Annotated in this window: 19 protein-coding genes; 9 read left to right on the top strand and 10 right to left on the bottom strand. The window is 63.0% G+C overall.

Features of this window, described 5'->3' with window-relative positions; translation table 11 throughout:
- Positions 1–27 precede the first annotated feature (27 nt).
- A complete protein-coding gene (locus tag IAE33_RS18345; protein WP_201164556.1) occupies positions 28–933 on the top strand; it encodes a LysR substrate-binding domain-containing protein in 906 nt (301 codons plus the stop codon).
- A gap of 109 nt (positions 934–1,042) precedes the next feature.
- Positions 1,043–2,710, top strand: coding sequence for a gamma-glutamyltransferase (ggt, locus tag IAE33_RS18350; protein WP_201164557.1), 1,668 nt, complete (start codon positions 1,043–1,045; stop codon positions 2,708–2,710).
- Between the two features lie 17 nt (positions 2,711–2,727).
- Here the strand turns inward: ggt and IAE33_RS18355 are convergent, their stop codons facing one another.
- Positions 2,728–4,647 carry a HAMP domain-containing methyl-accepting chemotaxis protein gene (locus tag IAE33_RS18355; RefSeq protein ID WP_201164558.1) on the bottom strand — a complete coding sequence of 640 codons (1,920 nt, stop codon included), beginning with the start codon at positions 4,645–4,647 and terminating at the stop codon, positions 2,728–2,730.
- A gap of 178 nt (positions 4,648–4,825) precedes the next feature.
- Complete coding sequence (gene ypfJ / locus IAE33_RS18360; protein ID WP_028633332.1) at positions 4,826–5,701, bottom strand: KPN_02809 family neutral zinc metallopeptidase; 876 nt, start codon at positions 5,699–5,701, stop codon at positions 4,826–4,828.
- A 198-nt stretch (positions 5,702–5,899) separates the two neighbouring features.
- Between ypfJ and pcaH the strand changes: the two genes are divergently transcribed.
- On the top strand, positions 5,900–6,619 hold the full coding sequence (gene pcaH / locus IAE33_RS18365) for a protocatechuate 3,4-dioxygenase subunit beta (RefSeq protein WP_024087742.1): 720 nt from the start codon (positions 5,900–5,902) through the stop codon (positions 6,617–6,619).
- A 10-nt stretch (positions 6,620–6,629) separates the two neighbouring features.
- A complete protein-coding gene (gene pcaG, locus IAE33_RS18370) occupies positions 6,630–7,235 on the top strand; it encodes a protocatechuate 3,4-dioxygenase subunit alpha (RefSeq protein ID WP_201164559.1) in 606 nt (201 codons plus the stop codon).
- 71 nt (positions 7,236–7,306) lie between these two features.
- Here pcaG and IAE33_RS18375 read toward each other — a convergent pair whose 3' ends face one another.
- From IAE33_RS18375 to IAE33_RS18395, 5 genes are all read right to left on the bottom strand, one after another.
- Positions 7,307–7,741, bottom strand: a complete 435-nt coding sequence (locus IAE33_RS18375; RefSeq protein WP_201164560.1) for a cupin domain-containing protein — start codon at positions 7,739–7,741, stop codon at positions 7,307–7,309.
- A gap of 102 nt (positions 7,742–7,843) precedes the next feature.
- On the bottom strand, positions 7,844–8,749 hold the full coding sequence (locus IAE33_RS18380; protein ID WP_201164561.1) for a LysR family transcriptional regulator: 906 nt from the start codon (positions 8,747–8,749) through the stop codon (positions 7,844–7,846).
- 55 nt (positions 8,750–8,804) lie between these two features.
- The gene (gene trmA / locus IAE33_RS18385; RefSeq protein WP_201164562.1) at positions 8,805–9,890 is read right to left on the bottom strand and encodes a tRNA (uridine(54)-C5)-methyltransferase TrmA; all 1,086 of its coding nucleotides are present in this window, start codon (positions 9,888–9,890) and stop codon (positions 8,805–8,807) included.
- On the bottom strand, positions 9,887–11,182 hold the full coding sequence (locus IAE33_RS18390; protein WP_028633327.1) for an NCS2 family permease: 1,296 nt from the start codon (positions 11,180–11,182) through the stop codon (positions 9,887–9,889). Before IAE33_RS18390 ends, trmA begins: the two co-directional genes overlap by 4 nt.
- Positions 11,183–11,382: 200 nt before the next feature.
- On the bottom strand, positions 11,383–12,603 hold the full coding sequence (locus IAE33_RS18395) for an MFS transporter (RefSeq protein ID WP_201164563.1): 1,221 nt from the start codon (positions 12,601–12,603) through the stop codon (positions 11,383–11,385).
- Positions 12,604–12,958: 355 nt separating this feature from the next.
- On the opposite strand from IAE33_RS18395, the gene IAE33_RS18400 reads away from it, so the two are divergent.
- From IAE33_RS18400 to IAE33_RS18410, 3 genes are read left to right on the top strand one after another with little or no spacing between them, the layout of a single operon-like run.
- A complete protein-coding gene (locus IAE33_RS18400; protein ID WP_201164564.1) occupies positions 12,959–14,395 on the top strand; it encodes a cytochrome ubiquinol oxidase subunit I in 1,437 nt (478 codons plus the stop codon).
- A 3-nt stretch (positions 14,396–14,398) separates the two neighbouring features.
- Entirely contained in the window at positions 14,399–15,406 is a 1,008-nt protein-coding gene (gene cydB / locus IAE33_RS18405; protein ID WP_028633324.1) for a cytochrome d ubiquinol oxidase subunit II, read from the top strand.
- Between the two features lie 11 nt (positions 15,407–15,417).
- Complete coding sequence (locus IAE33_RS18410; protein WP_033727993.1) at positions 15,418–15,570, top strand: DUF2474 domain-containing protein; 153 nt, start codon at positions 15,418–15,420, stop codon at positions 15,568–15,570.
- Between the two features lie 34 nt (positions 15,571–15,604).
- Here the strand turns inward: IAE33_RS18410 and IAE33_RS18415 are convergent, their stop codons facing one another.
- Both IAE33_RS18415 and IAE33_RS18420 read right to left on the bottom strand, forming a co-directional pair.
- Positions 15,605–16,729, bottom strand: a complete 1,125-nt coding sequence (locus IAE33_RS18415) for a methyltransferase (RefSeq protein WP_201164565.1) — start codon at positions 16,727–16,729, stop codon at positions 15,605–15,607.
- Positions 16,730–16,825: 96 nt separating this feature from the next.
- Complete coding sequence (locus IAE33_RS18420) at positions 16,826–17,533, bottom strand: autoinducer binding domain-containing protein (protein WP_201164566.1); 708 nt, start codon at positions 17,531–17,533, stop codon at positions 16,826–16,828.
- Between the two features lie 212 nt (positions 17,534–17,745).
- Here IAE33_RS18420 and IAE33_RS18425 point away from each other — a divergent pair, with 212 nt between their 5' ends.
- Complete coding sequence (locus IAE33_RS18425) at positions 17,746–18,522, top strand: ferredoxin--NADP reductase (RefSeq protein ID WP_201164567.1); 777 nt, start codon at positions 17,746–17,748, stop codon at positions 18,520–18,522.
- 42 nt (positions 18,523–18,564) lie between these two features.
- On the opposite strand, the gene mscL is transcribed toward IAE33_RS18425, so the two are convergent.
- Complete coding sequence (mscL, locus tag IAE33_RS18430) at positions 18,565–18,969, bottom strand: large-conductance mechanosensitive channel protein MscL (RefSeq protein ID WP_060483036.1); 405 nt, start codon at positions 18,967–18,969, stop codon at positions 18,565–18,567.
- A 179-nt stretch (positions 18,970–19,148) separates the two neighbouring features.
- On the opposite strand from mscL, the gene radA reads away from it, so the two are divergent.
- Positions 19,149–20,519 carry a DNA repair protein RadA gene (radA, locus tag IAE33_RS18435; protein WP_201164568.1) on the top strand — a complete coding sequence of 457 codons (1,371 nt, stop codon included), beginning with the start codon at positions 19,149–19,151 and terminating at the stop codon, positions 20,517–20,519.
- Positions 20,520–20,590: the final 71 nt, after the last annotated feature.

Genomic DNA, 20,590 nt, shown 5'->3' on the forward strand with positions numbered 1-20,590 from the left:
CGGCAGCTACCTGCCGCAGGCCTGAATGTGAAAACCCGATCCGAAGAGCTCCAGGTGTTCGTCGCTGTCATCGACTGCGGCTCCCTTTCCGCCGCCGCCGAACAGATCGGCCAGACCCCCTCGGCGGTCAGCCGCACCCTGGCACGCCTTGAGGCCAAGCTGGGCACCACGCTGGTGAACCGAACCACACGGCGCATGGACCTCACCGAAGAGGGGCGCTTCTTTCTAGAGCGGGCGCGGCAGGTACTGCAGCAGATGGACGACATGGAAGAACGCCTGGCGATCAACCGCCAGATGCCCACCGGGCGCCTGCGCATCAATGCGGCGGCGCCTTTCATGCTGCATGCCATCGTCCCGTGGGTTGGCGAGTTTCGTCAGCACTACCCTGGCATCGAGCTGGAGCTGAACACCGACGACCTGATCATCGACCTGCTGGAGCACAGCACGGATGTGGCGATACGTATCGGTGAGCTGGCCGACTCCAGCCTGCATGCCCGTAGCCTGGGCAGCAGCCCGGTACAGGTGCTGGCCAGCCCTGCCTACCTCGCCCGGCAGGGGGTCCCGCTGCGGGTCGAGGACCTGCCCAGCCACAGCCTGCTGGGCTTCAGCCAACCCGAATCACTCAACCGTTGGCCCCTGCGCCATGCCCAGGGGGAGCAGTGGGGCATTCGCCCGGCGCTGACGGCCTCCAGCGGCGAAACCCTGCGCCAGCTGGCCTTGGCGGGGGAGGGCATCGTCTGCCTCTCGCATTTCATGACCCACGACGACATCCGCGCCGGGCGCCTGCAGGTATTGCTGGCAGACGCCAACAACGGCTATCGCCAGCCCATCCATGCCGTCTACTACCGCAATACCCAGCTGGCCCTGCGCATCCAGTGCTTCCTTGATTTCATCCAGCGCAAACTGGAAAAGTACGCCAGCCCAGTTGCCTGATCACGACATGGCCTGCCCGCCGACGGCGAAATTTCCGGGTGCCGATTGCACACCGGCGGCCCTTCGGCCTTACTGACAACTCGACAAAAACCAACACCAAGGAAGTGTCATGCGTATTGTCCCGTTCCAGTACCTGGCCCTGGCCGCCGCGATCCTCAGCTGCTCTTCGGTGCATGCCGTTGTGTTGGAAGGCGGCGCCGTCGCTGCTCCCGATGAGTACGGTGCAAAGGTGGCCGCCGACATCCTGAAGAAAGGCGGCAATGCGGTGGATGCTGCGGTGGCTACCGCCTTCACCCTGGCCGTCACCTACCCGGAGGCCGGCAACATCGGCGGGGGCGGCTTCATGACCCTGTTCGTCGACGGCAAGCCTTACTTCCTCGATTACCGTGAAGTCGCCCCGCGGGCGGCCACGCGCAACATGTACCTGGATGACAAGGGCGAAGTCATCGAGAACCTGAGCCTGGTCGGCGCCCGCGCAGCGGGTGTGCCGGGGACGGTGATGGGCCTGTGGGAGGCACACCACAAGTTCGGCAAATTGCCCTGGAGCGAGCTGCTGACCCCGGCCATCGGCTATGCCAAAAATGGCTTCAAGGTGGCGGAAAAACAGTACCAGTACCGCAACGATGCCCAAGGCATGTTCAAGACCGCCACCAACTTCAACGACTATTTCGGCAACATGAAGGTTGGTGAGCTGTTCAAGCAACCCGAAATGGCACAAACCCTGGAACGCATTGCCGACAAGGGCGTGAGCGAGTTCTACCAAGGCAAGACCGCAGACCTGCTGGTGGCGCAGATGCAGGCCGACAAAGGGCTCATCACCAGGCAGGACCTGCAGGACTACAAGGCTGTCTGGCGTGAACCGATGGCCGTGAGCTGGCGCGGCAACGTGGTGTATACCGCGCCGCCGCCCAGCTCTGGCGGGGTCGCCCTGGCGCAGCTGTTGGGCATCAAGGAAGACCGTGCCGCCGATTTCAAAGGCGTGGCGCACAACTCCGCGCAGTACATCCACCTGCTGGCCGAAATCGAGAAGCGGGTGTTCGCCGACCGTGCCGATTACCTGGGCGACCCGGCCTTCACTCAGGTACCTGTGGACAAGCTGGTCGCCAAGGCCTACCTGGCCAAACGCGCCGCCCAGGTCAACCCGAAGGCCATTTCTGATACGGAGCAGGTCAAGCCCGGCCTCGAGCCGCACCAGACCACGCATTTTTCCATCGTCGACAAGCAGGGCAACGCCGTCAGCAACACCTACACCCTCAACCTGGACTACGGCAGTGGCGTCGTGGTCAAAGGTGCAGGTTTCCTGCTCAATGATGAAATGGACGACTTCAGCGCCAAGCCCGGTGCGGCCAACGCGTTCGGCGTGGTAGGCGGCGATGCCAATGCCATTGCCCCCGGCAAGCGCATGCTGTCGTCGATGAGCCCCAGCCTGATGACCCGCGACGGGAAGGTGGAACTGGTGATCGGCACGCCGGGCGGTTCGCGGATCTTTACCTCGATCTTCCAGGTGATGAACAACCTGTACGACTACAACATGCCGCTGGAAAAGGCAGTGGCCGCGCAGCGCGTGCATCACCAGTTGCTGCCCAAGGACACGATCTACTACGACAGCTATGCCCCGTTGACCGGCCAGGTGGCCGATGACCTGAAGCAGATGGGGTACGTGCTTGAGGACCAAGGCTGGGAGATGGGCGACATCCAGGCGATCCGGGTAAACGGCGCCACGCTTGAAACCGCCTCCGACCCCCGCGGCCGCGGCGTGGGCCTACTGGTCAAGTAACCCCACGCCACGCCCGATCACACCCTGAACCGGCTCACCAACATCTGCAACTCCCCGCCAAGCCGCGCCAGCTCCACGCTGGACGCGGCTGTCTCATCGCTGGCTGCCGCCGTCTGCTCCGACACATCGCGCACATTCAGGATGCTGCGGCTGATCTCTTCCGCCACCGCACTCTGCTGCTCTGCGGCCGCTGCAATCTGCTGGTTCATCGACTGAATGCTCGACACCGTGCTGGTGATGCTCTCAAGCGACGACCCTGCCTTGCGCGCCAGTTCCACGCTGCTGTCGGTCAGCGAGCGGCTGCCCTGCATGGCATTGGCCACCTGCTGGGTGCCGTGCTGCAGGCTGGCGATGAGCTCTTCGATTTCTTCGGTGGATTTCTGCGTACGCTGGGCCAGGCCACGTACCTCGTCGGCGACCACGGCAAAACCACGGCCTGCCTCGCCGGCACGTGCCGCCTCGATGGCTGCGTTCAGCGCCAGCAGGTTGGTCTGTTCGGCAACCGACTTGATCACGTCCATTACACTGCCGATTTTCTGGCTTTCCTGCTGCAGCAGGTTCATGGCCTCTGTGGAACGGTGCATGTCTTCGGCCAGGCGCTCGATCTGGCCAATCGCTTCACCGACCACGCGGTCACCGGCACGGGCTTCGCCATCGGCCCCCGTGGCGGCGTGCGATGCCTGTTCGGCATTGCGCGCCACTTCCTGAACGGTGGCAGCCATCTCGTGCATGGCGGTGGCCACCTGGTCGGTCTCGACCTTCTGGCTGTTGGCCCCTGCGCTGGTCTGCTCGGTCACTGCCGACAGCTCTTCGGCGGCGCTGGCAATTTGCGTGACGCCATCACGAATCCCGCCAATCAGCTCACGCAGGGTGGTCCCCATGCGTGCGATGCCTTGCTGCAGCACACCCAGTTCATCGCGGCGGGTCACCCGCAGCTGCTCGGTAAGGTCGCCGCTGGCAATCCGCTCCACGGCCACCAGGGTGTCCTGCAACGGGCGAGTGATCTGGCGGGTGATCAGCACTGCTGCCAGCACACCAACCAGCAGCGCCAGCAATGTAGCCACGGCCTGCAGGGTGCGGGCCTGGCTGCTTTCGATGTCGCGACGCTCCAGCTGTATCTTGTACAGCGCATCGCTGGTCTTGACGATGTCGGCACCTTCTACCGTCATTTCTGCCCGGGCGACGTTGATGGTGGCGACGGCGTCGCGGAACTGGCGCGCAGCGTCACGGAACGCCAACACGGCGCGCTCCAGCGGCGGCAAGGTGGCATCCTGGCCAGGCAAATCCCGCTTGAGGGTGTCCACCTCGGCCAGTGCAGCGTCCAGCTGACGCAACGCAGCCTGCTCGTTTTGTGCGGTGTTATCGGCAATGTAGCCGCGCACGTCGATGCGCACCTGCAACAGCTGCTGGCGGGTCTTGCTGATCAGTTGCTGCTGGGCCAGGCGCACGCTGTCGCCCTCGGCGCGTGCCATCACGGCCTGGCTCAATGCGTCCATGGCCTTGTCGGCCTGGGCAGAGGCGTTGTCCATGGCGGCGCGGGCAGCACGGCCGGCGTCGTAGCCCTGGCGCATCTTGGCCAGTGAGACTTTGTAGGCGCTGATGGTTTCGCCCAGCTCGCCCAGCAACTTCACGTTTTCAGGGCTCTTGAAGGTATGCGCCAGGTAGGCCTGCTGCTTGCTGAATGTATCGAGCTTGGCCTGGGTATTGGCCGCTGCTGCGTCGTCACCGTTGGCGATCATGTATTGCAGCCGCGCGATGCGCAGGTCGGTCAGGTCCTTGTTCAGCTGGCTGATATCGCTCATCCAGTTGCTGCGGTCGATCAGGCTGCCCAGGCTGGTCCAGCCAGTGAGGGCCAGCACGCCGGTCAGGATAAGCACCAGGCCGAAGCCCAGGCCAAGTTTCAGGTTGACGCTGATGTTGGCAAACCAGCTGTTCATGCACGCACTCCAGAAGTTGTTTTTCGCTCTCTTGATCTTCGTTCGCAAGGCGTTGTTGTTCTGGATGCCCGCTGAATCGTGCTGGGTGTATCGGCAGCGGACGGGGAAGCTGAAACGCTTTTTCAGCAAAACCGTAACAGGCGCGGGGTAGAGGGGCCGTTTGGCGGCCCCGGAGATCTCAAAGGTTGCGGGCGCTGAAGGTATCGCAGCTGTCTACTTCGCCCTGGGCGAAGCCGGCCTTGAACCAGCGCACCCGCTGCGCCGACGTGCCGTGGGTGAACGAGTCTGGTACCACGCGGCCCTGGCCCTGTTGCTGCAACCGGTCATCGCCAATGGCATTGGCCGCGTTCAGGGCCTCTTCCACATCACCTGGTTCCAGCCAGTTCAGGCGCTTCTGCGCCTGGTAGGCCCACACACCGGCCAGGCAGTCGGCCTGCAACTCCTGGCGCACCAGCAGACCGTTGTCGCCTTCCATGCGCTGGCCGCTGCGACGGGCGGCATCCACCTTGGCCGATACCCCCAGCAAGGTCTGCACGTGGTGGCCAATCTCGTGGGCGATCACGTAGGCCTGGGCAAAGTCACCCGCAGCGGCAAAGCGTGTTTCCATTTCACGGAAGAACGACATGTCCAGGTAAACGCGCTGGTCCGCCGGGCAATAGAACGGCCCGACCGCCGCCGAGGCAAAGCCACAGGCCGAATTGACCTGGCCGCTGAACAGCACCAGTTTGGGGTCGCGATACTGTTTGCCGGCCTGCGCGAACAGCGCCTGCCAGGTGTCTTCGGTATCGCCCAGGATGGACGCGACGAACTCGGCCTGCTGATCGTTGGCAGGTGGCGCCTTGCCAGAAGTGGCGGTGGGTGCCTGCTGCTGCATCTGGCCGGTCAGTTGGCCCAGGATCTGCAACGGGTCCTGGCCGGTCAGCCAGCCGATGCCCACGATCAGCAGAATGGCGCCGAGCCCCAGCCCTTTGCCGCCACCAAACCGCATCCCGCCGCCACCTGAGCCCCGGGCGTCGACCACATTGTCGCTACGTCGGCCTTTTCGCCATTCCATGAATGCTCTCCAGAGCCTGAAACAAGAAGATAAAGATTAGTCCACTGCACCGACAGGTGTCAGGCGCTTCTGTCATGCATAACCATTTGGTTAAGCCTCTTCGGCATGAATTCAATATTCATTGCATCCATGCTCCCTGAAACTGTAAGTCCGCCTGCCGCACCCAGGCGTTCCATAATTCCAAGAGAGGAAACCGGCATGCCCGCTCAGGACAACAGCCGCTTCGTGATCCGTGATCGCAACTGGCACCCCAAGGCCCTGACGCCTGACTACAAGACCTCGATCGCGCGCTCGCCGCGTCAGGCCTTGGTCAGCATCCCACAGTCGATCAGTGAAACCACCGGCCCTGATTTCTCCCACCTGGGTTTTGGCGCCCATGACCACGACCTGCTGCTGAACTTCAACAACGGCGGCTTGCCGATTGGGGAGCGCATCATCGTTGCCGGTCGCATTGTCGACCAGTATGGCAAGCCTGTGCCAAACACCCTGGTCGAAATGTGGCAGGCCAACGCCGGCGGCCGCTACCGCCACAAGAATGACCGCTACCTGGCGCCGCTCGACCCCAACTTCGGGGGTGTAGGCCGCTGCCTCACCGACCGCGACGGTTACTACAGCTTCCGTACCATCAAACCCGGCCCGTACCCCTGGCGCAATGGCCCGAACGACTGGCGCCCGGCGCACATTCACTTCGCCATCAGCGGGCCTTCGATCGCGACCAAACTGATCACCCAGCTGTATTTCGAGGGCGACCCGCTGATCCCGATGTGCCCAATCGTGAAGTCCATCGCCAACCCGCAAGCCGTGCAACAGTTGATCGCCAAGCTCGACATGAGCAACGCCAACCCGATGGATTGCCTGGCGTACCGCTTCGACATCGTGCTGCGTGGCCAGCGCAAGACCCACTTCGAAAACTGCTGAGGACCCCGCCATGCCAATCGAACTGCTGCCGGAAACCCCTTCGCAAACGGCCGGCCCCTACGTGCACATCGGCCTGGCCCTGGAAGCGGCCGGCAACCCCACCCGTGACCAGGAAATCTGGAACCGCCTGGCCAAGCCTGAGGCTGCCGGCGAACACATCGTGCTGATCGGCCACGTGTACGACGGCAACGGCCACCTGGTGCGCGATTCGTTCCTGGAGCTGTGGCAAGCCGATGCCAACGGCGACTACCAGGACGCCTACAACCTGGAGAACGCCTTCAACAGCTTCGGGCGCACCGCAACCACCTTCGACGCAGGCGAGTGGACGGCGCACACGGTCAAACCGGGCGTGGTAAACAACGCCGCAGGTGTGCCGATGGCGCCGCACATCAACCTCAGCCTGTTTGCCCGCGGCATCAACATCCACCTGCACACCCGCCTGTATTTCGACGATGAAGCCGAGGCCAACGCCAAATGCCCGGTGCTCAACCTGATCGAGCAGCCCCAGCGGCGGGAAACCCTGATTGCCAAGCGCTGCGAAGTGGACGGGAAGACGGCGTATCGCTTCGATATCCGTATTCAGGGGGAAGGGGAGACGGTGTTCTTCGACTTCTGAGTAAAGGGGCGCTCGCTCCGTTCAGGGTAAAGCAGTGCCTTGGCGGAGCGGCCTCTCAAGCAGCCTGGTAATCAGCTGTTTACAGGCTTGAGGTCGAACGCATCGGCCTGGTACTGGAAAAGCAGGCAATCGGCTGCCGCGGTGCACCCGCTTTCGTGTACCAGGTCTGCCGGTAGCTTGTAGTACGACCCCGCCGGGAATTCGCTGCGTTTGCCATCGATCACTGCGTAAAACGTGCCGTGCAGTACTACTGTCGGCAGCGCTTGGCTGTGCTGGTGCAGGCCATTGTCGGTCCCTTTTCTGAACCTGACATAGGCCGAATAAGGCCCGGTGCCAAAGATATCGCCCTCTACGTTCGCGTAGCTGACGGCGCCCTGGGTATTGGGCACCGCTTGCCATGCGAGGGCGCTGCTGTCGGGTACCGACACGGTTTTTTCTGCCGCATTGATGCCTGTTGCCAGGGTTGCGAGCGCCATGCCCGCGACTATTTTCTGTAATGCCTTCATGTGAAATTCCTTCGCTGGATAACCCTGCAGCCAAGGCTAAAGTAACGCCATTCACACAGATACGTCCCTGCATGGCCAAGACCTGTGCTTATTTTGCACAGATCAAGCTTGCCACCTGGGTTGGGCGTAATAAGCCTGCACATACTCCAACAACGCCCGCACCTTGGGTGCCAGGTAGCGGCTTTGCGGGTAGACCGCGTAAAGGTTGCGCGCGGGCAACTTCCAGCCTTCAAGTACTGGCACCAGACGCCCGTCGAGCAACGCATCGTGCACGATGAAACGGTCGAAACTGGCAATGCCCAACCCGCCAATTGCAGCAGCGCGCAGGGCCATCGGTGAGTTGGCACTCAGGCGCCTGGGCATGACGATGTCGTGTTGTTCGCCATCCGCGCGGGTGAGCTGCAACCGCTGAGGGTGCGCAAGGTTGCTGTAGCCGAGCAGTGCATGGCTGCTCAGCGTACCCGGTGAGCTGGGCGCACCATGGCGTTTGAGGTAACCGGGGGCCGCGACCAGCATCACTTCGCTGGGCGCCAGCCGGCGAGCCACCAGGCTGGAGTCCGGCAGATGATCGGTGATCCGCAGGCACACATCGACTTCATCTTCGAGCATGTCGATAAAGCGATCACTGCAATTGAGCTCCACCTGCAGGCATGGGTGGCGTTCCACAAAGTCAGCCAGCCAGCGCCCCAGTTCCAGCTCGCCGAAGGCGGTTGGTACACCCAGGCGCAGGGTGCCCGTGGGTTGCTGCTGATGCTCGGAGAGCTCAAGCGTCATCGCTTGGACCTGCTCAAGGATAGAGACGCAGTGGCGATAAAAAAGTGTGCCCGCTTCGGTCAGGTGCAGGCGGCGTGTAGTGCGGGCAAGCAGTTGTGTGCCCAGCTGGCGCTCCAGTTGCTTCACCTGGCGTGACAGTACGGTGTGGGACTGGCCTGTACAGCTGGCCGCGGCGCTGAAGCTGCCGAGGTCGACGACCCGGCGAAAGGTGTGCATGGCGGCCAACTGGTCCATCTTCACGGGCTCCTGACAGGGCCGGTGGGCCGTAAGGGCCCAACCGACTAAGGGATTAGCGCCGAACCAGCAATACGCCGCTTTCCATGTGGTGGGTGTAGGGGAACTGGTCGAACAACGCACAGCGTTCGATCCGGTGCGTATCGTGCAACTGGGCGATGTTTTGCGCCAGGGTTTCCGGGTTGCAGGAGATGTACAGGATGCGCTCGAAGCGCCGGGTGAGCTCGCAAGTATCCGGGTCCATGCCGGCACGCGGCGGGTCGACGAACACGGTGCCGAACCTGTAGCTGCCCAGGTCGATGCCTTCCAGCCGGCGGAACGGCCGCACGCCGTTCAATGCCTGGGTCAGTTCCTCTGCCGACAGCCGCACCAGGCGCACGTTGTCCACAGCGTTTTCGTCCAGGTTGCTCAGCGCGGCATTCACCGATGTCTTGCTGATTTCGGTCGCCAGCACCTGGCGGGCGCGGGTGGCCAGCGGCAGGGTAAAGTTGCCGTTGCCGCAATACAGCTCCAGCAGGTCGTCCTCACGTTCGCCCATGGCGTCGAACGCCCAGCCGAGCATCTTCTGGTTCACCGCGCCATTGGGCTGGGTGAAGGCCCCCTCGGGCTGGCGATAGCTGAACACCCGGCCCGCCACCTCCAGTTTCTCCACCGCGTAGTCGCGGCCGATGACCAGGCGCTTGCCCTTGGAGCGGCCGATGATGCTGACGCCCAACTCATCGGCAAGCTGCCGGGCGGCCGCTTCCCAGGCATCGTCCAGCGGGCGGTGGTAGCACAGTGTGATCATCGCGTCGCCGGCCAGCGTGGTCAGGAACTCGACCTGGAACAGGCGGTTGCCCAGTGCCTCGTTGCCCTGCCACGCAGCCTTCAGCCGGGGCATCAGGGCATTGATGGGGCGGCTGGCGATTGGGAAATCGTCGATCAGAATCGCCTTGTGCTTGTCCCCGGGCGCAAACATGGCGTAGTGGCGCTGGCCGTCCTCGCGCCACAGGCGGAACTCGGCGCGCAGGCGGTAGTGCTCGCGCGGTGAATCGAAAACGGCAGGCTCCGGCGCGCTGAAGGGCGCCAGCAGCTCGCGCAGCCGGGCTACCTTGGCGTCCAGCTGGCTGGCGTAGGAGGTGGGGTCGAAAGCGGCACTCATGCGTTGAACCAGCCCAGCTTGATGACGAACAGAATGGAAAGGATGACCAGTGCCGCGTTCAGGTCGCGATGGCGGCCACTGATCAGCTTGATGGCTGTCCAGGCGATGAAGCCGAAGGCGATCCCATTGGCAATCGAGTAGGTCAGCGGCATGGCCAGGGCGGTGACCACCACCGGCGCGGCTTCGGTAACGTCATCCCAGTTGATTTCTGCCAGGCCCGAGGCCATCAGCACGGCAACGAACAGCAGGGCCGGTGCCGTGGCGAAGGCCGGTACGCTGCCGGCCAGCGGGGCGAAGAACAGCGCCAGCAGGAACAGCACGGCGACCACGATGGCAGTCAGGCCGGTGCGGCCACCTGCGCTCACGCCAGCGGCAGATTCGATGTAGCTGGTGGTGGTGGAGGTGCCCAGCAACGAACCGGCCATGGCGGCGGTACTGTCGGCGATCAGGGCGCGGCCCATCTTCGGCATGTGCCCATCCTTGCCCATCAGCCCGGCGCGCTTGGCCACGCCGATCAGGGTGCCGGAATTGTCGAACAGGTCGACGAACAGGAAGGCGAAGATCACGCTCACCAGCCCCACGTCCAGGGCGCCGGCGATGTCCAGCTGCAGGAAGGTAGGTGCCAGCGAAGGCGGCATGGAGACGATCCCGCCAAAGGGTGTGACGCCCATTGCAATGGCTGCCACGGTAACCGCCAGGATGCCGATCAGCACCGCGCCGCGCACTTTCAGCGCTTCCAGCCCCACGATCAGGAAGAAACCGAGGGTGGCCAGAATCGGCGCGGGCTGGCGCAAGTCGCCAAGGCCCACCAGCGTGGCTGGGTTATCCACCACAATCCCCGCGTTATGCAGGGCAATCAGTGCCAGGAACAGCCCGATGCCCGCAGCGATGGCTGAGCGCAGGGGCAGCGGAATGCTGTTCACGATCCACTCGCGGATGCGAAAGATCGACAGCAGGAAGAACATCACCGCCGACAGGAACACCGCGCCCAGCGCTACCTGCCAGGTGTGGCCCATGTGCAGCACCACGGTGTAGGTGAAGAAGGCGTTCAGGCCCATGCCCGGCGCCAGGGCGATCGGGTAGTTGGCGATCAGGCCCATGGTGGTGGAGCCGATGGCGGCCGCCAGGCAGGTGGCGACGAACAGCGCGCCCTTGTCCATGCCGGTCTCGCCGAGGATGCTCGGGTTGACGAACAGGATGTAGGCCATGGCCAGGAAGGTGGTGACGCCCGCCAGTATCTCGGTGCGCACATTGGTGTTGTGTGCTTTTAGTTGAAACAGCCTTTCCAGCATGCCCGCTCCCCGAGGCGCCCCCGGCGCCATGAATGTATCGACCCCATCAGCAAAGCACAGACCGTACCGGTTGCCGTGGTTTTGTGTGGGGTGGAAAAAAGCCGCGCATCATACCAGCATGCCAGGCGGGGGCCTATGGCCGTTGGGGAAAGGGTTGCGCACGGCGTGTGCCCGCGATGGGGCCGGCAGAGGCCAACCCTTCAGCCCTCGTGCAACCGATCCCGCTTGGCCAGTGTCGGGAACAGTTTAATCCACACCCCCGTCACCACCAGGGTGCCCACACCCCCGAGCACCACGGCAGGCACTGTGCCAAACCAGTGCGCCGTGACCCCGGATTCGAACTCGCCGAGCTGATTCGAGGCACCGATGAACAGCCCATTGACTGCGCTGACACGTCCACGCATTTCGTCCGGCGTCTCCAGCTGCACGAACGCCCCGCGGATCACCATGCTGATCATGTCGGCAGCCCCAAGCACCACCAGCACTGCCAGCGAGAACCGGAACGAGGTGGACAGGCCGAACGCGATGGTGGCCATGCCGAACACGCCCACCGCCGTGAACATGGTCCGCCCCACCTTGCGTTCGAACGGGAACCGGGCCAGCCACACCGACATCAGCAAGGCGCCCACCGCTGGCGCTGAGCGCAGCAGCCCCAGGCCCATTGGCCCGGTCAGCAGGATGTCCTTGGCGAACACCGGCAGCAGTGCCGTCGCCCCGCCCAACAGCACGGCGAACAGGTCCAGCGAAATGGCGCCGAGGATGTCTGGCCGGCTGCGGATGAAGCGGATGCCTGCCAGCAAAGACTCAAGGCTGGCGCGCCCGCGCTGGGCCACCCGGCCACGGGCCTGCAGGCTCAGGGTCAGCACGCAGGCGATGGCATACAGGGCGACCGTTGGCCCGTACACCCAAATGCTGCCAAAGGCATAGAGAAAACCGCCCACGGCAGGCGCCACGATGGTTGCCGACTGGGTCGCAGATGCCGAGGCTGCCACGGCCCGTGGGAACAACCCGGCCGGTACAACGTTGGGCAGCAAGGCCTGTGTGGCGGGCATCTCGAACGAGCGGGTGGCCCCCAGCAGGAAGGCCAGGGCGAAGATCAGTTCGCGGGTGACATGGTCGGTAGCGCTGCCCACCGCCAGGGCCAGGGCGATCAGCCCCTGCAGGCTCTGGCACAGGGCCGCCACCTTGCGCCGGTCATAACGGTCGGCCACATGGCCGGTGTGCAACATGAACAGTACCCGGGGTGCGAACTCCACCAGGCCCACCAGCCCCAGGTCCAACACGTTGCCCGTTAACTGGTAGAGGTGCCAGCCAATGGCCACGGTGAGCATCTGGAAACCGCTGGCGGTAAACACCCTGGCCAGCCAGAAGGCCAGAAAAGGGCGGTGATGGCGCAACAACTGCGGCGCAGAATCAGACATCGGAACCCTTGACCTCGGCGCGTGGGGAAGGCTGCAGCCTATCATCTGTTTGTAACAAATGGTTGCTGTTTGCACGCCCGGGCATTTTTCCGCCGCATTTGGAACCGGGGTGGGGCAACCGGTCACGCGGCAAACCACCACACGGCCAGTTGGGCCTTTCGGGGCTATGCTTGCAGGCATATCGTTGATCTGGGTCAATCGTTGCAATCGTAACGATCCCGCGACGGTTCGGCCTTCTGGCCGTAATCCCTGCACATCGAACAGAACAATTCCAACGCGCCGTACTCGACTACGTGGGGGCAGTGGGCGACGGTGCCACCGGCCCGATCGCCGGATTACCTGAAGAGGAAGCATTATGTTCGGTCTAGAGGCTCTGGATCTCGCCCGGATCCAGTTCGCGTTTACCGTATCCTTTCACATCCTGTTCCCGGCCATCACCATTGGCCTGGCAAGCTACCTGGCCGTGCTCGAAGGCCTTTGGCTGAAGACCGACAAACAGGTCTACCGGGACCTCTATCACTTCTGGTCGAAGATCTTTGCTGTCAACTTCGGCATGGGGGTAGTGTCTGGCCTGGTCATGGCCTACCAGTTCGGCACCAACTGGAGCCGGTTCTCCGAGTTCGCAGGTTCGGTCACCGGGCCGTTGCTCACCTACGAAGTCCTCACCGCGTTCTTCCTTGAAGCAGGCTTTCTGGGCGTAATGCTGTTTGGCTGGAACCGGGTAGGGCGTGGCCTGCACTTTTTCGCCACCTGCATGGTGGCGCTCGGTACGCTGGTGTCCACATTCTGGATCCTGGCCTCCAACAGCTGGATGCAGACCCCCCAGGGCCACGAAATCATCGATGGCCGCGTCATACCGGTGGACTGGCTGGCGATCATCTTCAACCCCTCGTTCCCGTTCCGCCTGATGCACATGGCCACGGCAGCCTTTGTCGCCACCGCCTTCTTCGTCGGTGCTTCGGCGGCCTGGCACCTGCTGCGCGGGCGCGACAACCCCTCGGTGCGCAAGATGCTGTCGATGGCCATGTGGATGGCCCTGATCGTGGCGCCCGTGCAGGCGCTGATCGGCGACTTCCACGGCCTGAACACGCTCAAGCACCAGCCGGTGAAAATTGCCGCCATCGAAGGCCACTGGGAGAACAAGCCGGGCGAGGCAACGCCGTTGATCCTGTTCGGCATCCCCGACATGCAGGCTGAAACGACTCGCTTCAAGGTGGAGATACCCGTACTCGGCAGCCTTATCCTCACCCACAGCCTGGACCAGCAGGTACCGGCGATGAAGGAATTCCCGCCCGAAGACCGGCCCAACTCCACCATCATCTTCTGGTCGTTCCGCATCATGGTCGCGCTCGGCATGCTCATGATTGCCGCCGGCTTGTGGAGCCTGTGGTTGCGCAAGGGTGGCAAGCTGTACACCTCGCGCCCGTTCCTGCATTTCGTCACCTGGATGGGGCCGTCCGGGTTGTTGGCGATTCTTGCCGGCTGGTTCACCACCGAAATCGGTCGCCAGCCCTGGGTGGTGTATGGGGTCATGCGCACCGCCGACGGTGTGTCCAACCACAGCTACACCCAGCTGGGCTTCACCTTGGTGGCCTTCGTGGTGGTGTATTTCGCCCTGTTCGGCACCGGCTTTGCCTACATGATGCGCCTGGTGCGCAAAGGGCCGCATACCGGTGAAGGGGACCAGCCGCGCCCAGGTGGGCCAGGCCAGCAACGTACGCCAGCACGGCCATTGTCCGCCGCCGACGACAGCAGTGATGCTGCCACTGCAGACCTGAGCAAGGGGAACTGAGCCATGGGTATCGATCTTCCACTGATCTGGGCTGTCATCATCATCTTCGGCGTGATGATGTACGTGGTGATGGACGGCTTCGACCTCGGCATCGGCATGCTCTTCCCTTTCGTTAAAGGTGAGCGTGACCGGGACGTGATGATGAACACCGTTGCTCCCGTGTGGGACGGTAATGAAACCTGGCTGGTACTGGGAGGTGCCGGATTGTTCGGTGCCTTCCCGATGGCGTACGCGGTGGTACTCGAAGCCCTGTACCTGCCGTTGATGCTGATGCTGATCGGCCTGATTTTCCGCGGCGTGGCGTTCGAGTTCCGCTTCAAGGCCAGCGCCCAGCGCCGGCATCTGTGGGACAAGGCGTTCATCGGCGGCTCGCTGGTGGCCACGTTCTTCCAGGGGGTAGCGCTGGGGGCCTTCATTGAAGGTTTCAAGGTGGTGGACCGCCATTTCGCCGGCGGTACGCTGGACTGGCTGACACCCTTCAGCCTGTTTTGTGGCCTGGGGCTGATCGTGGCGTACTCGCTACTGGGCTGCACCTGGCTGATCATGAAGACCGAAGGGCCGCTGCAGGAGCAGATGCACAACCTTGGCCGCCCGTTGGCCCTGGTGCTGCTGGCGGTGATCGGCATCGTCAGCCTGTGGACACCCGTGGCCTATCCACAGATCGCCGAGCGCTGGTTCAGCATGCCCAACCTGATCTGGTTCATGCCGGTACCGGTACTCGTGCTGGTGACCTTCTACGGGCTGTTCAAGGCAGTGGCGCGCAGCGCGAATTACGCGCCGTTCCTGCTGACCCTGGTGCTGATCTTCCTTGGCTACAGCGGCCTGGGCATCAGCCTGTGGCCGAACATCATCCCGCCGTCCATCTCCATCTGGGAGGCCGCCGCGCCGCCGCAGAGCCAAGGCTTCATGCTGGTCGGCACCTTGTTCATCCTGCCTTTCATCCTGGGTTACACCTTCTGGAGCTACTACGTGTTCCGCGGCAAGGTGACTCACGATCAGGGCTATCACTAGGAGGCTGAAAAATGACCAGTAACCAAGGTGCGGAGCAGAAGAAACCCTTGTGGCAGCGCCTGGGCTGGCTGCTGCTCATCTGGGCGATGAGCGTGGCGGCACTGGGTGTGGCGGCCTGGGTGATGCGGCTGTTCATGAGCGCAGCCGGCCTGACTACCCACTGAGCGTTGCCGGGGCTGCCAGGCAGCCCCGGCACCTTTATTTGCGCGCCTTGAGCACGACGAACTTGGGCGTTGCCGCCACCTGTTCCACACCGCGGAACAGGCGGGCAAGCTTGCTGTGGTAGCCCAGGTGGCGGTTACCCACGATGTACAGCGCGCCACCCACTACCAGCGCTTCGCGGGCCTGCTGGAACATGCGCCAGGCCAGGAAATCACCCACCACTTGTTGCTGGTGAAACGGTGGGTTGCACAGCACAACGTCCAGGGATTGCTTGTCGATCCCTGCCAGGCCATCGCCCGCCAGGAACGTGGCCGGGCGCTCGCCCAGGGCTGCCTGCCAGTTTTCTTGCGCGGACTGTACGGCCATGTAGGACTCATCAACCAAGGTGTAGTGCGCGTCCGGGTTGGCCATGGCGCTGGCAATGGCCAGCACCCCGTTGCCACACCCCAGGTCTGCTACCCGGGCGCTGCCCAGGTTCTCAGGCAGGTGAGGCAAGAACGCACGGGTCCCAATATCCAGCCCCTCTCGGCAAAACACGTTGGCATGGTTGACCAGCTCCAGCGCCGGCGCCTCCAGGCGGTAACGGCTGGGGTACGGTGAGCAGGCGAGCGGTTGGTGCGCGGGGGTTGCGGTCAGCAGCCGGGCTTTTTTCTGCGCCAGTGAGGCCTGTACTGGGCCGATGTATTTTTCCATCAGATCGCCGGCTGCACGCGGCAGGTGCTTGACCATGGCGCCGGCCATCACCTGCGCGCCAGGGGCGAGGTGGCCTTGCAGGCGAATCAGCTGCTCTTCAAGCAATGCCAGGGTCTTGGGGACACGGATCAACACGCGGTCGAATTCACCTTGCCAATGCTCGCTGGCCGGTATGAACGGCACGCTGTCGAATGACAAGCCACGGCGCACCAGGTTTTTGCCCAAGGCAAGGTGTGCCAGGTGTGAATCGCCACTGCTGACCACCTGCACATGGCCGGCCAGGCTGGCCGCCAGGGCGCCGAAACTGTCATTGAGCACCAGCACTCGCCAGCCAGCCTGGGGCACCTGCTGGTGCAACTGCTCAAGCAGGTATTCGTCGGCGGCGTCGAACGCCTGCAGCGGGTCGTTGGCCTGCTCGGGCTGACGGATCAGGTCGAGGGCAGCAAAAGGGGTGGTCAACAAGGGCATGGCGTCTGGCTCGGGTACGAATCTGCCCGTTGCGGTTCGCCGCGGGCTTTGCCGGGCGATTCTACAGCTCTTTGCCGAAGGTCGCAGGCTCGAACGTCAGATCCAGCCGCGCAGGGCGGCAATGGCCACGGCGCCAGCCTTGTTGGCCGCGTTGGTTTTGGTGATCACACTGCGAATGTGAAAATTGACCGTGCTTTGCGACAGGGACAGGATGCAGGCCACGTCGGCGGCGGTTTTGCCGGCGGCGGACCACTTCAATACCTCAAGCTCCCGCTCGCTCATTTTCGGTTGGGGCGGGCAAAGTGCATCCAGATGATGCTCGGAGAGTACCGCATGCAGGGTGTGGCATATCCACTGAACGCTACCCGCCTTGTCGTACAGTTCGGCCGTTTCGATTCTGCCAGCGGGCCTGGCCACGCTCATTTGGCTTTCGTTGTGCTGCAAGTCGTGAAGTGACTGTGTCCAGCCGTGCCGAAGGCCATGCTGGCATGCCGCCTCGCGCACATGAGGGGCTTCTTTGTAGAGTTCGTCAGTCCACAGTACGGGTGTGGTGGAGGTGTGGCTGGCGATACTGGCGCTGTCCTGCTTGTAGAAGTCTTCATCCTGGTAGCACAGGATCCAGTCGCTCGGGTAATTGCTATAGAGGTAGAAGTGCGGGGTTTGGGTGGCGATCTGTATTCGCAGGTTCAGGCCGAGGTAGTCGAAGTCCAGATCCTGGGTAAGGTGCACAGCGATATCGAACAGTTTCCGCGGGTGGCGCTCGCTCACAAAGGCGTGAAGATGCTCTGGCTTCCAGTGAAACATCTGAAGTCTCCAGTGGGCATCGGAGCCCAATCCGTATGGGTGCCGGTTTGAGTGTAGGAAACGTTTCAGCCCATCGTTGGTACATTTGGCTATAGCAGGCGGGCTTTTCTGTGACCGAATGTGCCGCGAACGGCACTAGGCCCCACAAAGCAGTGGTTTTTATCCAGACTACTTTGCGCGACACTGTATGGACCCCGCATTTGGAGCCCGACATGACCGCCAGCGCTGAGAAATTCACTCGTCAGACCCTGCTCGATGTTCAGCCTTTGACGCCGAACCTGTTCAGCCTGCGAGTCACGCGCGATGCGGGCTTTCGCTTCCGCTCGGGTCAGTTTGCCCGCCTGGGGGTGAGCAAGGCCGATGGCAGTGTGGTGTGGCGAGCCTATTCGATGGTCAGCGCGCCGCACGACGAGTACCTCGACTTCTTCTCCATCGTAGTACCCGGTGGCGAATTCACAAGCGAGCTGAGCCGCCTGGGGGCAGGCGACACGCTGTTGATAGACCGCCAGGCATTCGGGTTCCTGACGCTTGACCGCTTCATCGGCGGGCGCGACCTGTGGCTGTTGGCAACGGGTACCGGCATCGCACCGTTCATGTCGATCCTGCAGGACTTCGAAGCCTGGGAGCGTTTCGACAACATCAAGCTGGTGTATTCGGTACGCGAGGCCAAAGAGCTGGCATACGTCGATGAAATCAACGCCCTTGAGCAGCGTGATTACCTGGCGGAGTTCGCCGGCAAACTGCAGTTCATTCCTGTAGTCACCCGCGAGCAGCACCCCGGCGCGCTGGACCAGCGCATCACTACCCTGATCGAGAACGGTGAGCTGGAGCGGGCAGCTGGGTTGGCGCTGTCACCCGAGCACTCGCGCATCATGCTGTGCGGCAACCCTGAGATGATCGATGAGACGCGCAAGGTGCTCAAGGCGCGCGACCTGCAGTTGAGCCTGAGCAAGCGCCCTGGCCAGGTCGCGGTGGAAACCTACTGGTAATTACTGCCTGCGAACGGCGGGCGCCGCTCGCAGGGTACTGCCTCAAGGGCGGTTTTTGAGCAGGTCGCGGATTTCGGTAAGCAGCGTTTGCTCAGGCGACGGAGCAGGCGGCACGCTTGGCGCCACCGCTTCTTCGCGCTTGAGGCGGTTGATGGCCTTCACGCCCATGAAGATGGCGAAGGCGATAATCACGAAGTCGATGACGGTCTGGATGAACTTGCCATAGGCCAGCACCACCGCCGGGATATCGCCCTGAGCAGCTTTCAGGGTGATGGCCAGGTCGCTGAAATCGACACCGCCGATCAACAGCCCCAGTGGCGGCATGACCACATCCCCAACGAAGGACGAGACGATCTTGCCGAAGGCCGCGCCGATGATGATACCGACCGCCATGTCGACGACGTTGCCTTTGACCGCGAAGGCCTTGAACTCACTGATCATGCCCATGTATCTATTCCTTTGTAACAAATGGTGAGGTAAACGCAGTGTAAGCCACTTAAACGCTTCATGCGCTGCATTCAGGGGTAGTGACTACTGTCGCAACGAATAGTTTTGTCGCATCCCTGGCCCGCCAGGGCACGTTCGCTACGTTATCATTCAGGCTTTTTTACCCGGAGACACTCCCCATGGCCAAGGCCAAGCGCATGTATGGTTGCACCGAGTGCGGCGCGACCTTCCCCAAATGGGCTGGGCAATGTGGCGAATGCGGGGCCTGGAACACCCTGGTCGAAACCATGATCGAAAGCGGGGGTGCGGCAGCGCCAAGCAGTGGGCGTGCGGGCTGGACCGGGCAGCAGGCGCAGATCAAGACCCTGGCCGAAGTCAGCGTCGAAGAGGTCCCGCGCTTCACCACCAGCAGTACCGAACTGGACCGCGTGTTGGGTGGCGGGCTGGTGGACGGCTCGGTGGTGCTGATTGGCGGTGACCCGGGTATCGGCAAGTCGACCATCCTGTTGCAGACCTTGTGCAACATCGCGGTGGGCATGCCTGCGCTGTATGTCACCGGCGAAGAGTCCCAGCAGCAGGTGGCCATGCGCTCGCGGCGCCTGGGGCTGCCCCAGGACAAGCTCAAGGTCATGACCGAAACCTGCATCGAAACCATCATTGCCACGGCGCGCCAGGAAAAACCGCGGGTGATGGTAATCGACTCGATCCAGACCATCTTCACCGAGCAGCTGCAGTCGGCGCCGGGCGGTGTGGCCCAGGTGCGTGAAAGTACTGCATTGCTGGTGCGCTACGCCAAACAGAGCGGCACGGCCATTTTCCTGGTGGGCCATGTAACCAAGGAAGGCTCGCTGGCAGGCCCGCGGGTGCTGGAGCACATGGTCGACACGGTGCTGTATTTCGAGGGCGAGTCCGACGGCCGCCTGCGCCTGTTGCGGGCGGTGAAGAACCGCTTTGGCGCGGTCAACGAACTGGGCGTTTTCGGCATGACCGACCGCGGCCTGAAGGAGGTGTCCAACCCATCGGCGATTTTCCTCAACCGCACCCAGGAAGAAGTACCCGGCAGTGTGGTGATGGCGACCTGGGAGGGCACGCGGCCGATGCTGGTGGAGGTGCAGGCGCTGGTGGATGACAGCCACCTGGCCAACCCGCGCCGGGTCACGTTGGGGTTGGACCAGAACCGCCTGGCCATGCTGCTGGCGGTGCTGCACCGGCATGGGGGTATTCCGACCCATGACCAGGACGTGTTCCTCAACGTGGTCGGCGGGGTCAAGGTACTGGAAACCGCATCAGACCTGGCCTTGCTGGCGGCGGTAATGTCCAGCTTGCGCAACCGGCCGTTGGCCCACGGCCTGCTGGTATTCGGTGAAATCGGCCTGTCGGGCGAGGTGCGGCCGGTGCCCAGTGGGCAGGAGCGCCTGAAAGAGGCGGCCAAGCATGGCTTCAAGCGTGCCATTGTGCCCAAGGGCAATGCCCCCAAGGAGGCACCGGCCGGGCTGCAGGTCATTGCGGTCACCCGGCTGGAGCAGGCGCTGGATGCACTGTTCGAATAATGGTGGGCGCCCAAATGCCCCAGGCCTAATTGGCCCGAAACAAACGTAGGAGCGAGCGCAGCTCGCGATGC

Origin of the sequence: Pseudomonas sp. S60 (assembly GCF_016647865.1) — a bacterium.
Taxonomy (GTDB): domain Bacteria; phylum Pseudomonadota; class Gammaproteobacteria; order Pseudomonadales; family Pseudomonadaceae; genus Aquipseudomonas; species Aquipseudomonas parafulva.